This is a genomic window from Gluconacetobacter sp. (assembly GCF_047721585.1).
In the GTDB taxonomy this organism is placed as follows: domain Bacteria; phylum Pseudomonadota; class Alphaproteobacteria; order Acetobacterales; family Acetobacteraceae; genus Gluconacetobacter; species Gluconacetobacter dulcium.
The window spans coordinates 1-14,067 of the sequence record NZ_JBDNXE010000027.1 but is presented as its reverse complement, the minus strand read 5'-3'; the positions used below and the strand labels follow the sequence as shown (position 1 = coordinate 14,067).

12 protein-coding genes and 1 tRNA gene are annotated in these 14,067 nt (G+C 65.7%); 6 read left to right on the top strand and 7 right to left on the bottom strand.

The annotated features are described in order from the left end of the window. The first annotated feature begins 97 nt into the window (after positions 1–97). The 4 genes from gyrA to ABF821_RS07215 all read left to right on the top strand — a co-directional run bounded on the left by gyrA (position 98) and on the right by ABF821_RS07215 (position 4,107). Positions 98–2,899: a DNA gyrase subunit A gene (gyrA, locus tag ABF821_RS07230; protein WP_415529549.1), complete on the top strand. Its 2,802-nt coding sequence runs from the start codon at positions 98–100 to the stop codon at positions 2,897–2,899. Continuing rightward, a complete protein-coding gene (gene coaD, locus ABF821_RS07225; protein ID WP_182972746.1) occupies positions 2,892–3,401 on the top strand; it encodes a pantetheine-phosphate adenylyltransferase in 510 nt (169 codons plus the stop codon). The genes gyrA and coaD overlap by 8 nt, the downstream gene beginning before the upstream one ends. 55 nt (positions 3,402–3,456) lie before the next feature. After that, entirely contained in the window at positions 3,457–3,942 is a 486-nt protein-coding gene (locus ABF821_RS07220; protein WP_114727825.1) for a peptidylprolyl isomerase, read from the top strand. 89 nt (positions 3,943–4,031) lie between these two features. Next, positions 4,032–4,107, top strand: a tRNA-Lys gene (locus ABF821_RS07215). A 183-nt stretch (positions 4,108–4,290) separates the two neighbouring features. On the opposite strand, the gene ABF821_RS07210 is transcribed toward ABF821_RS07215, so the two are convergent. From ABF821_RS07210 to ABF821_RS07195, 4 genes are all read right to left on the bottom strand, one after another. Beyond that, positions 4,291–5,307, bottom strand: a complete 1,017-nt coding sequence (locus tag ABF821_RS07210) for a Gfo/Idh/MocA family protein (RefSeq protein WP_415529548.1) — start codon at positions 5,305–5,307, stop codon at positions 4,291–4,293. A 165-nt stretch (positions 5,308–5,472) separates the two neighbouring features. Then, the gene (locus ABF821_RS07205) at positions 5,473–6,282 is read right to left on the bottom strand and encodes a transglutaminase-like domain-containing protein (protein WP_182972790.1); all 810 of its coding nucleotides are present in this window, start codon (positions 6,280–6,282) and stop codon (positions 5,473–5,475) included. A 68-nt stretch (positions 6,283–6,350) separates the two neighbouring features. After that, positions 6,351–6,710 carry a YidB family protein gene (locus tag ABF821_RS07200; protein ID WP_182972791.1) on the bottom strand — a complete coding sequence of 120 codons (360 nt, stop codon included), beginning with the start codon at positions 6,708–6,710 and terminating at the stop codon, positions 6,351–6,353. A 313-nt stretch (positions 6,711–7,023) separates the two neighbouring features. Then, positions 7,024–7,758: a DUF2076 domain-containing protein gene (locus ABF821_RS07195; RefSeq protein ID WP_182972792.1), complete on the bottom strand. Its 735-nt coding sequence runs from the start codon at positions 7,756–7,758 to the stop codon at positions 7,024–7,026. A gap of 183 nt (positions 7,759–7,941) precedes the next feature. On the opposite strand from ABF821_RS07195, the gene ABF821_RS07190 reads away from it, so the two are divergent. Beyond that, positions 7,942–8,814: a glycine--tRNA ligase subunit alpha gene (locus tag ABF821_RS07190; RefSeq protein WP_114727829.1), complete on the top strand. Its 873-nt coding sequence runs from the start codon at positions 7,942–7,944 to the stop codon at positions 8,812–8,814. A 3-nt stretch (positions 8,815–8,817) separates the two neighbouring features. Then, positions 8,818–10,878 carry a glycine--tRNA ligase subunit beta gene (gene glyS / locus ABF821_RS07185; RefSeq protein ID WP_415529547.1) on the top strand — a complete coding sequence of 687 codons (2,061 nt, stop codon included), beginning with the start codon at positions 8,818–8,820 and terminating at the stop codon, positions 10,876–10,878. A 149-nt stretch (positions 10,879–11,027) separates the two neighbouring features. Here glyS and ABF821_RS07180 read toward each other — a convergent pair whose 3' ends face one another. The 3 genes from ABF821_RS07180 to mrdA form a co-directional block, all read right to left on the bottom strand. Next, positions 11,028–11,441, bottom strand: coding sequence for a DUF3293 domain-containing protein (locus ABF821_RS07180; protein ID WP_415529546.1), 414 nt, complete (start codon positions 11,439–11,441; stop codon positions 11,028–11,030). Then, on the bottom strand, positions 11,438–12,589 hold the full coding sequence (gene rodA, locus ABF821_RS07175; protein WP_182972795.1) for a rod shape-determining protein RodA: 1,152 nt from the start codon (positions 12,587–12,589) through the stop codon (positions 11,438–11,440). The genes ABF821_RS07180 and rodA overlap by 4 nt, the downstream gene beginning before the upstream one ends. A gap of 197 nt (positions 12,590–12,786) precedes the next feature. Beyond that, positions 12,787–14,067, bottom strand: a 1,281-nt coding sequence (mrdA, locus tag ABF821_RS07170; protein WP_415529545.1) for a penicillin-binding protein 2, incomplete at its 5' end; no start/stop codon positions are given.

The window sequence follows — 14,067 nt, the reverse complement described above, 5'->3', positions numbered from 1 at the left end:
TCTATGCTAGGGTGGTCTCATCCACCTGCGCCGGACCAGTTCCCGCCATCCGGCGCGCCCGGCGCAAGAGAGATGGCACTGACATGACGGATATGCCTTGACCGAGATTCCCGACTCGCCGCAGCCGCCGGCCCCTTCCGACATCGTTCCGGTAACCGTCGAGGAGGAAATGCGTTCCTCCTACCTCGCCTATGCGATGTCGGTCATCGTCAGCCGCGCCCTGCCGGACGTGCGGGACGGGTTGAAGCCGGTCCATCGGCGCATCCTCTATTCGATGCGCGAAAGCGGGTTTACGCACGACAAGCCCTATCGCAAATCGGCCCGCGCGGTCGGTGACGTGATGGGTAAATACCATCCGCACGGCGATTCCTCGATCTACGACGCCATGGTCCGCATGGCGCAATCCTGGTCGATGCGCGTGAAGCTGATCGACGGCCAGGGTAATTTCGGCTCGGTTGACGGCGATTCTCCGGCCGCGATGCGTTATACCGAAGCACGTCTGGCCAAGGCCGCGTCCTTCCTGCTGGACGATATCGACCGCGATACCGTCGATTTCCAGCCGAACTACGATGAAAGCGAGCAGGAACCCAAGATCCTGCCCGCCGCCTTCCCCAACCTGCTGATCAACGGTGCCTCGGGCATCGCGGTCGGCATGGCCACCAACATCCCGACCCACAATCCGGGCGAGATCATCGACGCCACGCTGGCGCTGATCGCGCAGCCGGACCTGACGCTCGAAGACCTGATGAAGATCGTGCCGGGGCCGGACTTCCCGACCGGCGGCATCATCCTGGGCCGCGCGGGCATCCGCAGCGCGTTCGAGACCGGGCGCGGCTCGGTCATCATCCGCGCCCGCGCCGAGATCGAGGACCTGAATCGCGACCGCCACGCGATCATCATCACCGAGATCCCGTATCAGGTGAACAAATCGACCTTGCAGGAGCGCATCGCCGATCTGGTGCGCTCCAAGCAGATCGAAGGCATTTCCGACATCCGCGACGAAAGCGACCGGTCGGGCATGCGCATCGTCATCGAGGTCAAGCGCGACGCCACGCCGGAAGTGGTGCTGAACCATCTCTACCGCTTCACCCAGCTTCAGACCTCGTTCGGGGTCAACATGCTGGCGCTGGATAACGGCCAGCCCCGCCTGATGGGGCTGAAGGACGTGCTGGAAGCCTTCATCACCTTCCGTGAAGAAGTCATCCTGCGTCGCGCCCGCCACGACCTGATGAAGGCGCGCGACCGCGCCCATCTGCTGGTCGGGCTGGTCATCGCGGTGGCGAATATCGACGCCGTGATCGCGCTGATCCGCGCCGCCCCCGACGCCGCCAGCGCCCGCGCCGCGCTGATGACCACGCCGTGGGACGCCGCCGATATCGAGCCGCTGCTGGCCCTGATCCTCGACGAAGGCAACGTGATCGTCGAGGGCAAGGTCCACCTGACCGAGGCCCAGGCCCGTGGCATCCTGGAGTTGCGCCTGCAACGCCTGACCGGGCTGGAGCGCGAGAAGATCCAGCAGGAACTTTCCGAAGTCGCGGAAAAGATCAGCGACCTTCTGGAGATCATCGCCAGCCGCCCGCGCCGCATGAACGTGATGCGGGAGGAGCTGGCGGCGATCCGCGCCGAACTCGCCACCCCGCGCATGACCGAGATCGCCGATTATGCCGGCGACCAGACGGACGAAAGCCTGATCGAACCCGGCCAGATGGTGGTGACGATCACGCGCGAGGGCTTCATCAAGCGCACGCCGCTGGACATCTTCCGCGCGCAGAATCGCGGCGGGCGTGGCCGCACCGCCGCCGGCCGCCGGGGCGACGACATCGTGGTGCGGTCGTTCAACGCCCATACCCATCAATGGGTGCTGTTCTTCTCCTCGGGCGGCAAGGCGTATCGCGAGAAGGTCTGGCGCCTGCCCGAGGCCAGCCCGACGGCCAAGGGCCGGGCGCTGATCAACCTGCTGCCCGACCTGGGCGGCGATTCGATCACGGCAGTCCTGCCTCTGCCGCAGGACGAGACGCTGTGGGAGAACCTGCATCTGGTCTTCGCCACCGCCTCGGGCACCGTGCGCCGCAACCGGCTGAGCGATTTCCGCAATATCCGCTCCTCGGGCCTGATCGCGATGAAGCTGGATGAAGGCGACCGGCTGATCGGGGTCGCGACCTGTCGCGAGGGGCAGGACGTGTTCCTGGCCACGCGCAAGGCGCGCTGCATCCGCTTCCAGATTACGGACGACACGTTGCGCGTCTTTGCCGGGCGTGACAGTTCGGGCGTGCGCGGCATCCGCCTCGGCGAGGGCGACGAGGTCAACAGCCTGTGCGTGCTGAACCATGTCGAGGCGACGGTCGAGGAACGCGCATCGTATCTGCGGCTGGCCAACGCCCGCCGCCGCGCGGAACTCGCGGCCAGCCAGGGGGGCGAGGACGCCGACGAAGCTGCGAACGACAGCCCCGACGCATCGGACGAAGAAGCGGTACCGGCCGATTCGGTCATTGATCCGGAACGATTCGCCGAACTCGAACTGGCCGAGGAAATCCTGCTGATCGTCAGCAATGCGGGTTTCGGGCGCCGGTCGTCGGCCTACGATTATCGTGTGAGCGGCCGTGGCGGCCAGGGTATCTCCAACATGTCCTTCACCTCCGGCAAGCGCGGGAACGAGGTCGTGGCCACCCTGCCGGTGATCGGCGGCACGGATGTCATGCTGGTCACGGATGCCGGCCGCCTGATCCGCGTGCCGGTCGATCAGATCCGCGTCATGTCGCGGCAGGCCAGCGGTGTGACGCTGTTCCGGCTGGACGCCACCGAGCACGTCATCAGCGTCTTCCCCGTCATGGAAAATGACGATGAGGGCGACGACGCGGCGGAGGAAGATGCCGCCCCCGAGGAGACCCCCGATGCCTGATACCGGGCCGCGCACGGGCTTCTATCCCGGCACGTTCGACCCGGTGACCACCGGTCACCTGGATATCGTCGAGCGTGCGGCGCGGCTGGTTGACCGGCTGATCATCGGTGTGGCGGAAAATTCCGGCAAGCAGCCATTGATGCCGCTGGACGAGCGCATCACCTGCGTCACGGAGGAAACCCGTCCCATCGCCGAACGGACGGGCAGCCAGATCTCGGTCATCGGGTTCAGCAACCTGCTGGTCGAGGAGGCGCGCACCCATGGGGCGACCCTGATCGTGCGCGGGCTGCGGGTGGTCACCGATTTCGATTACGAGGTCCAGATGTTCGGCATGAACCATCATCTGGCCCCCGATATCGAGACGGTGTTCCTGATGGCCACCGAGCGCAGCCAATATATCTCTTCGCGGCTGGTGAAGGAGGTCGCCCGCCTGGGCGGCGACATCACCAGCTTCGTTCCCCCCTTCACCCGCCAGCGCATCCTGGCGCGGCTGGGGGGATAACGCCGGTCGCGCGGCCCCTTGCCGCGCGGCACGCAAGCAAACTGGAATACGAACGATGTCTGACACCGCACCGAAGGCCGACCTGATCGACGTGGAGCTGAAGACCGGCCATGTGATCATCCAGCTCCGCCCCGACCTGGCGCCGCTGGCTGCCGAGCGGATTCGCACGCTGGCCGCCGAGGGGTTCTACGACAACACGCCCTTCCACCGCGTCATCCACGGCTTCATGGCGCAGGGCGGCGACCCGACCGGCACCGGCACCAGCGGCAGCCACCTGCCCGACCTGAAGGCCGAATTCACCCGTGCGGCGAAGTTCGAGCGCGGCACGGTCGGCATGGCCCGCACCATGAACCCCGACAGCGCGAACAGCCAGTTCTTCATCATGTTCGAGCCCTCGCCCCATCTGGACGGTCAGTACACCATCGTCGGCCAGGTGGTCGAAGGCATGGAGCATATCGACCAGGTCAAGCGCGGCGCGGGCCAGAGCGGCGTGGTGCAGGACCCCGATCGCATCATTTCCATGCGTCCGGTCGCGGCCTGAGCGACAAAGCGCATCGCGTCAGCCGCTTTGATGGTTGACTTGACCGCCTGAAGCCGGTACCCGGGGCCGCACCGCCAAGCGGTCCCGGTGAGCCGGTAGCTCAGTCGGTAGAGCATTCGACTTTTAATCGAATGGTCGTGGGTTCGAATCCCACCCGGCTCACCATCTTCTTTCCCCGATCACATTGCGTGCGCCACTCTTCTTTTCCGAAGAAAAGAAGAAGAAAGATTTCCGGTCCGCTCTTGAACCAGAGCATGACCCGGCATGATGGTCCTGAACGAATCAGGGTTCTCCGGTTCTTTTTTCAAAAAAAGAACGAGGGTTTTCTTACTATGCCGTCGCCTTCCCTCAGGAACACGGCAGATCACGTATTGTCTGGATAATCTTCAGCACTTCCAGCGTTTCATCGGGCGGAGAAAGCGTAGCCGCCGTCTCGCCGCTTTGTATGGCCCGTGTCGCTGCCTCTATTTCAAATTGCAGCCCATATCCCGGAAAATCAAAAGCATGGCGCCGGACACCCGGCAGGGGCAGCTTCCGTGCGATTTTCGAGAAAAGGCGCGCTGCAAACGGGCTTTTACCCAACGCCCGAATAGTCCTGCCTATGGCAGGTCCGGTCTCCAGCACCTGGCGCGCGCCGATGAAAGGGGATGGCAGGACAAGCGCCCCCCGCGTGCCTTCGATCACGAACAGATTGCCACCCGTATTGTCGAACGCGCACCGCAGGGTCGCCGGAACGCCACCGAAATCCAGGTCCAGACGCGCCGTCCGATCGACCCCTGTCGGCGCGGCGCACCATGCGCCTGAAACCGTATCGGGCCGTCCCAGGAGCATGAGCGAAAGGGACACCAGATAACATCCCAGATCGAGCAGGGCGCCTCCTCCCTGAAGAGGGTCGAAGAATCGGTCCGTCGCATCGTAGGGATGTCGAAACGCGAGTTCCCCCGTCACGCTGCGCACCGTTCCAATCGAGCCCCGGTCCAGAGCCTGTTGCACGAACCGGATCGCCGGCAGGAAGCGGCACCACACGCCTTCCATCAGGAAGACATTCCGTTCTCTGGCAAAGCCGATCAGGCGTTCGGCCTGCTCCACATTCACAACCAGTGGCTTCTCGACGAGAACGCTCTTGCCGCTTTCGATGGCGGCCCAGGCCATGGAAAAATGAGATGAATTGGGCGTGGCGATATACACCGCGTCAACACGCGCATCCTGCAACAGCGCGTCATGACCCTCATACGCGACCCCGCCGTAAAGGCCGGCGAATTGCGCGGCCCTCTCCATCGTGCGGGACGAGACACCCGCCAGATGGCAACCGGGAACGCGCGCAAGGTCTTCGGCGAAATGACGGGCGATAACACCCGTGCCCACAATGCCCCATCCGAGAGACGTGCGTGAGCGGTCTGCCGGCCCGATTGGGGCAAGCGAGGCGATATCCATGGATGACATGAACACGATCAATACAGGAAGCAGGAAAAGCCGCGCGAGTCTTATCGCACATGGCCGAGGTGATGATGACCGGGGACGATCGGCGCTTCAGCCGAATTCCTCATATGTCGTCACGAAAAAGTTGGACAGAACCGCCGGGCCGAAGGTCGTGGTCAGGGCTACGTCCGTCGCGTCGCGCCCCCGCGCCATCACGATCCGTCCGATCCGGGGCATGTTGTGCCGCGCATCGAACGTGAACCACTGGCCTTCCAGCCAGACTTCGAACCACGCCGAGAAATCCATCGGGTAATCGACCGGCGGAATCCCGATATCGCCCAGATACCCGGTGCAGTAACGGGCGGGAATATTCATGCAGCGGCAGAGCGTCACCGCCAGATGGGCATAATCGCGACACACGCCCACCCCTTCCTGATAGGCTTCATAGGCCGTACGGGTCGGGCGCGCCTGCTGGTAGTCGAAACGGATATGCTGGTGCACGAACGAGACGATCGCCTGCACCCGCCCCCAGCCCGGCGCCAGATGGCCGAACATCGACCACGCAATGGAAGACAGCAGATCGGTCTCGCAATAGCGGCTGCCCATCAGGAACACCAGGCAGTCCGCCGGCAGGTCCGCCACCGGCACTTCCCGCGCGCCGGGCATCCACCGGTCGGGCAGACCGCTGTCAGCGATGACGAAGGACAGGCTGGTGCGCAATGTGCCGGCCGGCGCCAAAACGCGGGTGCAGCGATTGCCGAACCCGTCGAGATAACGCTGTGCCGGTACGGGCGGGTCGAAGATCGGGGTCTGGGGGGTCATCAGGTCCGGCTCGCGATCCGGATGGACCTCAAGCATCAGTACCATCGCGGTCGGGGCCTGAACCGTCAGGGCAATGTCATAACCGGCACGAATCAGCACGCCGTCTTCCCTTCCTGACCGTCTTCATCACCCCGCCCGTACCCGTTCACGATGTCAAGTCGGCCAAGTCAGTGCGGTTCGACCGCGTGCGCCCGCTTGTAGATCACGATCGGCAATTGTTTCGCCAGGATCGTGACCACGGCCGGTACCGACAGGCCGGTCTGGGCGGCGAAATGCTCCAGGTCATGTTGCGCGATCAGGGTGCGCACCATGTCCTCGGTTATGGGACCGGTGTTGCCGTCGGCCCTCCAGCGCGCGACCATATCGCCATAGCCCGCGGCGACGGCGCGATCGGCGAAGCCGTTCACCCCATGCTCGCGCTTCACGCCGTCCAGATATTCGTGGATCGCGGTCACCAGGCCCGAATGATCGTAAGTGGCGCCGGTCAGGAAATCGCCAAGCGTCGTTGCGGAGTCGGTGATGGACATAGTGCCTCTCCATTCTCGAAACGTTGTGGCCTGATACCCGCAACGCGGCGAAAACCGCCTCGTTCCCGTCCTCCCGAATGGTTGAGGATGGCACGGCCCCAAAACGGAAAAACCGGAGCCTTTCGGCCCCGGTTTCCCGCGGATGAGACGACACAGAGGAAATGGCCTTAGTGGCCGATTTCTGAATAACACTCATTCATGTTTGATATCAATCACCCTCGCGGCAATGTGAGCGGAGGGCAGATTCTCCCCCGAACACAAAAAACGGCGGCCCTTTCGGGCCGCCTTTCATCGTCGCCGAAATCAGCGCGGCTCAGAAATTGTCGTCGCCGCCACCGCCCCAGTCACCGCCGCCGTCTCCACCGCCGGCATCGAAGCCCGGATCGACATCGGTCCCGCCGCCACCGAACGGGTCGGCCCCCGGAGCCGCCCCGTAATTGTTGTTGATGATCGTCTCGCCACCCGCCCCGGCGCCACCGAAGCCCCCGGCGTCATGATGGCCACTGAACAGGTCGGTCAGGGCGTTGCCCACCATCATGCCGCCCGCGACGCCGGCCGCCGTCGTCAGGGCCGACCCGAGGAAGCCGGAGCCACGCGCCGGAAACATCCCCGGCTGCATTCCCATCGGATAGCCCTGCTGCGGCTGAGGCGGCGGCGGAGCGGCCTGCTGGCCCCAACCCGGCGGAGGTGCCGCCTGCGCGCGCTGGCCACCGCCGAACAGGCCGCCGAAAATGCCGCCGCCACTGCCGGCGGGGCGCTGCTGCTGCTGCGCCTGGAGGGCCTGCTGCGCCTGCTGAAGCTGCCACTGCAACTGCTGGATGCGATTCTGCGCCGCCACCAGCGCCGCTTCCTGCACCACCGCCATCTGGGTCACGCGGTAGCGGGCCTCGGGATATTGCTGGAACATCTGGCCGATGAACTGGTCGGCCTCCGGGTCGATCGGCGGCAGATTGGGCGTTGTCGCAGGAACGCTGCCGAAGCCCCCCTGCGGCGCGCCCCCCACCCGGGCGACGAACTTCGTGATCAGGTCGCGTTCTTCGGTATTCATCTTTTCGTCCCTGTCTCCGACAAGAGTGCCAAGCCTAGATGTGGCCCGCACGCATGGATTGCGCAAGCCCAGCCTGCCCCGCTACGCGCCGCCTTTCGATCCGCGCCTCATGGCTGTATGGTGCGGCCCCTGTGCGTGCCGGATGGCATGCGTTTTCCATCGCTTACCGGAGCATCCCCGTCCATGGTCCCGGCCTCCGCGCCTCGCCCCCTGTCCTTTCAGGACCTGATCCTGAAACTGCATCAGTTCTGGTCCGCACAGGGCTGCGCCATCCTGCAACCATACGATACCGAGGTCGGGGCCGGTACGCTCTCGCCGCACACCACCCTGCGCGCGCTGGGCAAGCGGCCGTGGAAGGCAGCCTATGTCCAGCCCTGCCGCCGGCCCTCCGACGGACGGTACGGCGAGAATCCGAACCGGCTGCAACATTATTATCAGTACCAGGTGCTGCTGAAGCCGACGCCCGAGGACAGCCAGAAACTGTTGCTGGACAGCTATCGCGCCATCGGCATCGACCCGCTGGAACACGACATCCGCTTTGTCGAGGACGATTGGGAGAACCCCACGATCGGCGCCTGGGGACTGGGCTGGGAAGTCTGGTGCGACGGGATGGAGGTGACGCAGTTCACCTATTTCCAGCAGGTCGGCGGCATCCCCACCGTGCTGCCGTCCACCGAACTGACCTACGGGCTGGAGCGGCTGGCGATGTACGTCCAGGGGGTCGAGAATGTCTATGATCTCGATTTCAACGGCCAGGGCCTGACCTATGGCGACGTTTTCCTGCGCGCCGAGCGGGATTATTCGCGCCATAATTTCGAACTGGCCGACACCGAGATGCTGCATCGCCATTTCATCGACGCCGAGCGCGAGGCCACGGCGCTGGCGGAAGCCGGTATCGCCCAGCCCGCCTACGACCAGTGCCTGAAGGCCAGCCATCTGTTCAACCTGCTGGACGCGCGCGGCGTGATCAGTGTCAGCGAGCGCGCCTCCTATATCGGCCGCGTCAGGGCCCTGGCCCGACGCTGCTGCGACGCATGGCTGGCCGGCGAGGAATAAGTCATGCCCGAATTTCTGCTTGAACTGTTTTCCGAGGAAATCCCCGCGCGCATGCAGGCGCGCGGGGCGGACGACCTGCTGCGGCTGGTCACCGAGGCCCTTGCCCCGCTGAACCCGCGCGATGCCACCGCCTTCGCCGGTCCGCGCCGCATCGCCCTGACCCTGGTGCTGGACGGCACCGTTCCCGGCACCACCATCGCCGAACGCGGCCCGCGCGAAGGCGCGCCGGAAAAGGCCCTGGCCGGCTTTACCCGCAAGCATGGCGTCAGCCAGGACGATCTGGTGCTGGAAGGCGGCTTCTGGGTGCTTAATCGCACCGTTCCGCCGGTCGAGGCGGCTACCCGCATCGCCGAAATTCTGCCGCCTCTCCTGCGGCGCTTTCCCTGGCCCAAATCCATGCGCTGGGGCGAGGGCAGCGCCTTCACCTGGGTCCGGCCCCTGCGCCGCATCCTGTGCCTGCTGGATGGCGAGGTCGTCGATATCGCGCTGGCCGACGGTGAGGATAACGGTCACGGCCTGCGCGCCGGCCGACTGACCGAGGGCCACCGCTTTACCGCCCCCGGCGCCTTCGCCGTAACCGGTGCCGCCGACTGGCGCGAGGGCCTGCGCGCCCGGCAGGTTCTGGTCGATGCAGCCGAGCGTCGCATGCTGATCGCGGAAGGCACCGCGCGACTGGCCGCCGAGGAAGGGCTGCGCGTCGTCGCCGATCCGGGCCTGGTGGAGGAAGTCGCGGGGCTGACCGAATGGCCGGTGCCGTTCCTGGGCCGGATCGACGAGACCTTCATGGACCTACCGCCCGAGGTCATGCAGGTGTCGATGCGCGTCAACCAGCGCTATTTCGCGCTGGTCCGTGACGACGGCTCCGCCGCCCCGCGTTTCGCCTTCGTCGCCAATCTTCAGCCCACGGACGGCGGCGCGCTGACCATCGCGGGCAACGAACGGGTGCTGCGCGCACGCTTCGCCGACGCCCGCCATTTCTGGGATCTGGACCGCGCCCGCCCCTTGGCCGGCCGGGTGGCGGCGCTGGATGCCATCGTCTTCCATGCCGCCCTCGGCAGCCAGGGCGAGCGCGTGCGGCGCATCGTCCGTCTGGCCGGCCTGCTGGCACCGATGGTGGGTGCCCCGGTCGCCGAAGCCGAGCGCGCCGCCCTGTTGGCCAAGGCCGATCTGACCACCGGCATGGTGGGGGAGTTCCCCGAGCTTCAGGGCGTGATGGGATCGTACTACGCCCGGCATGACGGCGAGTCTGCCAGCGTCGCCACCGCCGTTGCCGAGCATTACATGCCGCGCGGCCAGAATGACGGTGTGCCGACATCGCCGGTCTCGATCGCAGTCGCACTGGCCGACAAGATCGACAGCCTGACCGCCTTCTTCGCGGCTGGCGAGAAGCCCGGCGGCTCGGGCGACCCCTACGCGCTGCGCCGCGCTGCTCTGGGCATCATCCGTATCATCCGGGAAAACGCGCTGCGGCTGGATCTGGTCCGGCTGTTCGTGCTGGCGGCCGACGCCCTGCCCGAGGCCCTGCGCGACGCACCGGACCTGACGCTGCTGCCCGGCTTCGTGGCCGAGCGTCTGCGCGTGCAGTTGCGCGCCGAGGGCGCACGCCACGATATCCTGGCCGCGATTTCCAGCGGCAATGAGGACAGCGACATCACGCGCCTGCTGGCCCGCACCGACGCGCTGGCCGCCATGCTGGCCACCGATGACGGACGAAACCTGCTGGCAGCCACGAAGCGCGCCGCCAACATCCTGCGGATCGAAGACCGCAAGGACGGGCCGCACGACGGCACCCCCGACCCGACGCTGTATGAGCAGGCCGAGGAACGGGATCTGGCCAACATGCTGCTGGATGTCATTCCCGCCGTCGAAGCCGCGATCGCCAGCGAACGCTACACGGACGCGATGCGCGAGGCCGCGCGCCTGCGGCCGGTGCTGGACCGCTTCTTCGAAGCCGTCACGGTCAATGCCGACCGCGCCGACCTGCGCCTGAACCGGCTGCGCCTGCTTGCGGAACTGCGGCGCATGACTGTGCTGATCGCGGATTTCAGCCAGATCGAGGGCTGATTTTTTCCCCACCCGGCGATCGGGCCGGGTGGGGAATTGCGGTTTCAGACAAAAGACACGAATTTTGATTTGCTGAAGCACTTTTCCAGCAAGCATATGACAGGCGAATAACAGTCTTTATTCTTCTTTTTCTTCGGAAAAGAAGAATGTCATCCGCGTCCATCAAGAAATACCAGCCGCCCCGGACCGCCGTCCCGCACGAGCAGAACCGCGTTCTGCCCGAAATGGCGGGCAATCACCCGCGCGCGCGCCAATGGCAGGCACGCGGCGAACAATGGCTCGGCCCATTGCCCCAGCCTGCCCTCGCCTTCATGGCGTTCGCAGCCCGCGAGACGCCCCGCCAGAGCCCGCATCCGGCGGCGATTCCAGCCATCCGGCCGGCGGCGGCCGCCCGGATTTGCGGCACTGACAAAGACCACATCGCCCCGCCGCCACCATCCAGACCCCTCTGGACCATCGGGCAGCGGGCGCTGGCCGACCCGCACCGAAATTCCGCCCGCGCGATACAGGCTGCGCCGATAGGCACGCGCGGTCGCTTCATCGACCGGCCGAAGCCCGGTCACGACCGGTCCTCGCCCTCGCCGAACTGGTCGTTGCGATGGACCCAGGCGGACATCAGCAGGCCGAAGCCGAACATCACCGTCAGCATGGCCGAACCGCCATAGGAAATCAGAGGCAATGGCACGCCGCCGACCGGGATCGTCCCCATCACCATCGACAGGTTGACCGCGCAATACAGGAAGAAATTGGTCGCGATCCCCAACCCCAGCAAACGCCCGAACTGGTTGCGGCTGCGCATGGCGATCAGCATGCCGCCGACCACCATCAGCATCAGCAGCCCGATTACCGCGATCCCGCCGACATAGCCCCATTCCTCGGCGATCATGGTGAAGATGAAGTCCGTCTGCTTTTCAGGCAGGAAGTTCAACTGGCCCTGCGTGCCGTGCAGGTAGCCCTGGCCCCACATGCCGCCCGAGCCGAGCGCGATCTTCGACTGGATGATGTTGTAGCCCGCCCCCAGCGGGTCGCTCTCGGGGTTGAGGAAGGTGGTGATGCGCGCCTTCTGGTAATCGTGCAGATGGCTGTAGGCGAGCTTGCCCAGAAACGGCAGCGGCAGCAGCAGCAGCGCGATCTGCCACAGGCGCATTCCGGCGCCGAAGAAGACCGTGGCCCCCACGACCCCGATGATCACGCCCGTGCCCAGATTGGGCTCTTTCAACACCAGCCCCACCGGCACCAGCACCATGGCGGCCGGAGGCAGCAGATACAGCGGATTGACCATGCGCCGGTAGCTGACGCGATGAAACCAGGTCGCCAGAACCAGCACCAGCGCGATCTTGGCCAGTTCCGATGGCTGGAGTTGCACGCCGCCGATCACGAGCCATCGCTCCGCCCCCTTGCCGACGTGACCCATGCGCAGCACGGCGACCAGCAGCACCAGCGACAGACCATAGAGCGGCCAGGCCAACCGCGTGAGCACACGGGGGCTCATCAGCGCCACGCAGACCATCATGACCAGCCCGATGGCAAAGCGGATGGTCTGCGGCCCCGCGAACGGGCGCGACGACCCGCCGGCGGCGGAATACAGCGCGCAATACCCCACCATGGCCAACGCGCAGATCAACAGCACATACAGCCAGTTGACCTGCCACAGCTTGGCCAGGATGCGGAAATTGGGTTCGGCGCGCAGCAGCCGTTTCTGGAAATTCATGCTCTCGATCCCGAGTCATGCCCGCGATGCCGCGCGGACGGCGGCCACACATGCGCGCCCGGTCCACCCATGTCCAGAGCCCGGAGGATACGGCCGGGGTGGAGCCTGTTTGAACGCGTGCAGCCAGACAGGTGAAGAGGCCGGTAAACACAATACACTGGAGCATGTCCACCGAAGCGGCTTCCGGTGCGGATGCCCTAGCCGAAATCCTCGACTTCCGCGACTACCTGACCCGGCGGTTCCTTGCGGTTCGACGGGTCGCGGGTCAGCGTATCGGTCATGATATCGCGCGCCAGCGGGGCAGCGACCGCCGCCCCCGCATTGCCATGTTCCACGACGATCGCCGCCGCGTAGCGCGGCGCATCATAGGGCGCGAAACAGATGAACAGCGCATGGGGCCGGTATTCCCACGGCAGCAAGGACGAATCGAAATGGCCGCTCTCGCGCAGAGCGCGCGAAACATGGCGCACCTGTGCCGACCCGGTCTTGCCGGCCATCTGCACCCCCGGAATATCCAGGCGCGCCTTGGGTGCGGACCCGTGCTCCTCATTGACCACGGCATACATGCCGACCCGCAACTGGTTCAGGAAGGGTTCGGGCATGTCCAGCGCCGGCCAATGGCTCCCCTCGGCACTCGCGCCCAGCCGGCCGGAGACCGCGCGCACCAGATGCGGCTGCACCGCCCGCCCGCTGGCGATCCGCGAGGCATAGGTCGCGAGCTGTAGAGGCGTCACCTGCACGAAGCCCTGGCCGATGCCGCTGACGATCGTATCGCCGCCATTCCAGTGCTGGCCATGCGCCCGCCGCCATTCCGGCGTCGGGATCAGGCCGGGACGGGTATGCGGCAGTTCGATATCCAGGTTCGTACCCAGCCCGAAATTGTGCGACGCCGCCGCGATCGCATCCATCCCGGTCCGCCGCGCCACTTCATAGAAGAATACGTCGCAGGAAAATTTCAGGGCTTCCTTGAGGGTCAGCGACCCGTGGCCGTAGCGCGACCAGCAATGGAAGCGCGTGCCGCCCACATCGAGATAGCCGGGGCAGAAGATCCGGTCGGTCGGCGACAGGGTGCCGGCCTGCAATGCCGCCATCGCCACCGCCGGCTTGAAGGTCGAGCCCGGCGGATAAACGCCCGCCACCGCCTTGTTGATCAGGGGCGTGCGCGGATCGGTGGCCCATTCCTGCCACTGCGCCTGACTGACCCCGCTGTCGAACAGCGAGGGGTCGAAGGAGGGGTTGCTGACCATGGCCAGGACTTCGCCATTGCGGCAATCCATCACCACCGCGCTGGCCGACTGGTCGCCGATCCGCCCCAGCACGGCCTGCTGCAAACCCGAATCGATGGTCAGGGTGATTTCGTCGCCCGGCTGCCCCTCGTCCCGCGACAGTTCGGACATCAGGCGGCCGACCGCGTTGACCTCCACCTCGACCGCGCCGACCTGGCCGCGCAGCAGCCCGTCCTGCGTCTGTTCGATGCC

Bases quoted from the DNA above. Each gene is read 5' to 3' on its own strand.
- ABF821_RS07220 (WP_114727825.1), top strand. From the start codon at position 3,457: ATGTCTGACACCGCACCGAAGGCCGACCTGATCGACGTGGAGCTGAAG.
- rodA (WP_182972795.1), bottom strand. From the start codon at position 12,589: ATGAATTTCCAGAAACGGCTGCTGCGCGCCGAACCCAATTTCCGCATC.
- ABF821_RS07190 (WP_114727829.1), top strand. From the start codon at position 7,942: ATGGTCCCGGCCTCCGCGCCTCGCCCCCTGTCCTTTCAGGACCTGATC.
- ABF821_RS07195 (WP_182972792.1), bottom strand. From the start codon at position 7,758: ATGAATACCGAAGAACGCGACCTGATCACGAAGTTCGTCGCCCGGGTG.
- glyS (WP_415529547.1), top strand. From the start codon at position 8,818: ATGCCCGAATTTCTGCTTGAACTGTTTTCCGAGGAAATCCCCGCGCGC.
- ABF821_RS07200 (WP_182972791.1), bottom strand. From the start codon at position 6,710: ATGTCCATCACCGACTCCGCAACGACGCTTGGCGATTTCCTGACCGGC.
- coaD (WP_182972746.1), top strand. From the start codon at position 2,892: ATGCCTGATACCGGGCCGCGCACGGGCTTCTATCCCGGCACGTTCGAC.